The 3,020-nt window shown below is 50.8% G+C and carries 2 protein-coding genes; both read right to left on the bottom strand.

All coding sequences use genetic code 11. The features are described 5' to 3' along the window. Positions 1 to 95: 95 nt before the first annotated feature. The gene (locus JW883_08645; GenBank protein ID MBN1842331.1) at positions 96 to 1,583 is read right to left on the bottom strand and encodes a DUF2779 domain-containing protein; all 1,488 of its coding nucleotides are present in this window, start codon (positions 1,581 to 1,583) and stop codon (positions 96 to 98) included. 111 nt (positions 1,584 to 1,694) lie between these two features. Then, positions 1,695 to 2,678 carry a D-glycerate dehydrogenase gene (locus JW883_08640; GenBank protein MBN1842330.1) on the bottom strand — a complete coding sequence of 328 codons (984 nt, stop codon included), beginning with the start codon at positions 2,676 to 2,678 and terminating at the stop codon, positions 1,695 to 1,697. Between the last annotated feature and the right edge of the window lie 342 nt (positions 2,679 to 3,020).

Raw genomic sequence — 3,020 nt, 5'->3', positions numbered from 1 at the left:
GGGTTGGTTGCTCTTCCTCACATTACCAGATTGCCTGTCATGTCCTCTATAAACTTAGTGGTGCACTTTGAATTTGAATCTACCAAGCTGGGGTCTCATCCTGCTCTTTTGAGCAGCTCCTCCCGGATCTTGACCATACCCATGGTGTCGTTACCGCAGTATTCCAGTAAGCTTTCTCTTATGTTTTTTCTCTCCTCTTCAGGTGTTTCAGGGGCAAGCATACGCAGGAATTCAAGGGAAGCCAGGCTGCCTTCCTGAATGGCAAGGTCATCATACCCCATGGATGGGACGAGTGCCGGAAGCACGGATTTAAGGGAAAACGAGCCATGAAATTCTGGATGATAGACATACGTCTTTATGAGTGCATGCAAATCCTTGAAACGGTCCAAGGTTGCCCCTAGTTGGTCGCTATACTGCGGTAGAGATTCAGCCAGTTCACGAAGAATCCTTGTCTCATAAGTGGTGTAAACAAAGATGGTTCCTCCGCTGCCAAGAACCTCGAGAAGGGTACTGGAAAATTCTTCTCGGGGATCATTGTCTTCGTTGCAAAGGTATTCCCGGTGCTCGATGGTCCCGTCCCTTGAAAGCACGTGGTCTGACCATTGAAAGGGTATGGTCTGATAGGGCCGGGTCCCGGTATAGCGGGGAACAGCGGGGCTGACCGTTTCAAAATCCAGAAAGTGAATGGGATATTCGACATCCAGTAATTCATCCGTAAGCTCTGGGGAAATGTGATCTCTCCCGCTTTGCAGGCAGTCCTTAATACGCTGTTGGCTTTTCGTCAGAGGAAACGAGTTTGGGATTTCCCGGATGTCTTCAATGCCAAGCGCTGCCAGCTCATCAAATTTCTCTTGGGTCATCCCGGGAAGCTCCATAACCCAGAATCCGGGTTTTTTTCTGGTACAATGCTCCCAGAACTCACATTTATAGGGATTCCTGCAATGCGGCGAGGGCAGGATTTCAGGCGGGTCCGTCTCTGACAGCATTTGTCTAAGCTCATCAATCTTTAAGGGAATCTGGTCTTGAAGATTAATAGCCTGGACTGTGAGGTCAGAAAATGAAAACAGAGACTCAAGCTCAAGGTGGTGCCCGTCGTAGACATACTGGTTGTTCAAGTGTAGGATACCCGCTCCGGCAATGGTCAAACCTGACCCGTTCAGTACATAGCACTGGATGGCAACGTCCGTCAGATAAACCTCTTTGACTGAGGTGGATGATTTGACTTCGATAAGGTTCCACTGACCGTCATCGAGCCTTTCCAGGATGTCTGCCCGAATCCGTACCCCATCGTAAAGAAAGGCTCCCTCAAAGACGGCCGCAACACCCGGATCCTCCAGGGCTGCGAGTGTGCTTTGCATTGCCTCCTCATGATGGAGGTGGTCCTCCTTGATGAGAATTCCCCCAGGATAAAGGTGGGTTGCAAGCCTTCCCACTTCATGGCCTGTGTCGAAAATCGCCTGCTGCACAGGAGACACCTCTGAGGCCAGCTCACGGTTGTAACATTGGCGCCACAACCGGAGGGGGCACTGGAGCGCCGCCACAAATCGGGATTTGGATAGCATGGGGATCTCTGTCGGGCTCATCTATATCCAATACCCATAATGTCAGAGGGGGGTGACAGATAGGGTCACAGCTAGGAACAGAAGAACATTTTTTCCTGAGGACGAATTTAGATCAACGCCTCATCAACATCGCTACCCGTATATCTCTGGGTTGAGACAAGTCGGTGGCCGCTCGCCGTTCAGCATGGCCAGAAGATTTTGTGCTGCCAGCAGTGCCATGTTGGTTCTGGAGGAAACAGTCGCCGAGGCAGTATGTGCTGTCGTCACAACGTTGTCCAAACCAACAAGCCCCTCGGCCACCTTGGGTTCGAATTCGTACACGTCAAGGGCGGCCCCAGCGATTTCCCTTTTCTTGAGCACCTGGACCAGATCGGCTTCGTTGATTACCGGGCCTCTGGCTGTATTGATGAGATAGGCTGTTTTCCTCATCTTTTTGAATGCGGTGGCATTGAACAGATGGCGGGTCTGGGGTAAAAGCGGAACATGAATGCTGATGAAGTCCGATTGTTCGAGAAGCTGATCAAAGTCAACCTTTCTGGCGCCAAGCTCCTTATCCAAAACTGGGTTGGTCTTTTCCGGGGAGGAATCGGTATACAGAACCTTCATTCTGAAACCTTTAGACATTAGGGCCATTGCGGTACCTATCCGTCCGGGGCCCAGGATTCCGAGAGTCTTGCCTGTCACATCCCCGCCTATAAATTGCAGGGGTCCCCAGCCCTTCCATGCGCCAGAGCGCATCATCCGATCGGATTCCATTACACGGCGAGCAACGGCAAAAAGAAGCGCCCAGGCCATTTCAGCCGTGGCGTTCGTGAGGACATCCGGCGTGTTGGACACGGGCACTTTCCGCTTCGTCGCTTCCTGGATATCGATATTGTCAAATCCCACGGCATAATTCGCATACCCCTTGATTCCTTTTGCAGCATCGAAAAAACCGGCATCAATCCTATCCGTAAGAAGGCCGATAACCCCTTCCCGGCCACGGACATTTTCAAGGAGCTCAGCACGACTCAACGGCCGGTCTTCAAGATTAACCTCCACATCGCAGGTTTGCCTCAGGAGGTCGATACCGGCCTTAGGGATCATTCGTGTCACGTACACTTGTGGTCTGGCCATAGCATCCCTCCCAATCAGCATCTTCCGCTTCGCATCGCCCTTTCATGAGTTGTTTACTTAAGGGCCTCCCGCTTTGCCACCCAATAGATTTTGTTGGGGTTCGTTTTTTTAAACATGCTCTCCCATAGCATATTCGAGTAGTCAAGGACTAGTTACTTCTCAGGAATCTAGAACTAAAGGGCATCCCCAAGATCTCCCCCAAAGTTTTCCGTCGACAGAAAACTTTAAAAGTAAAGAACGTCCCCCTTTTCCCTCTATTTCAATCTGGTGATAAAAGTGCAATAATCGATTCAGCCGTTTCCTTGTGCCATAACTTCAAAGCTAGGAGTCGTGGCGTTTCCG

This window comes from Deltaproteobacteria bacterium (assembly GCA_016930875.1).
Taxonomy (GTDB): Bacteria; Desulfobacterota; Desulfobacteria; order Desulfobacterales.
This window is presented reverse-complemented; position numbering and strand designations above follow the sequence as displayed.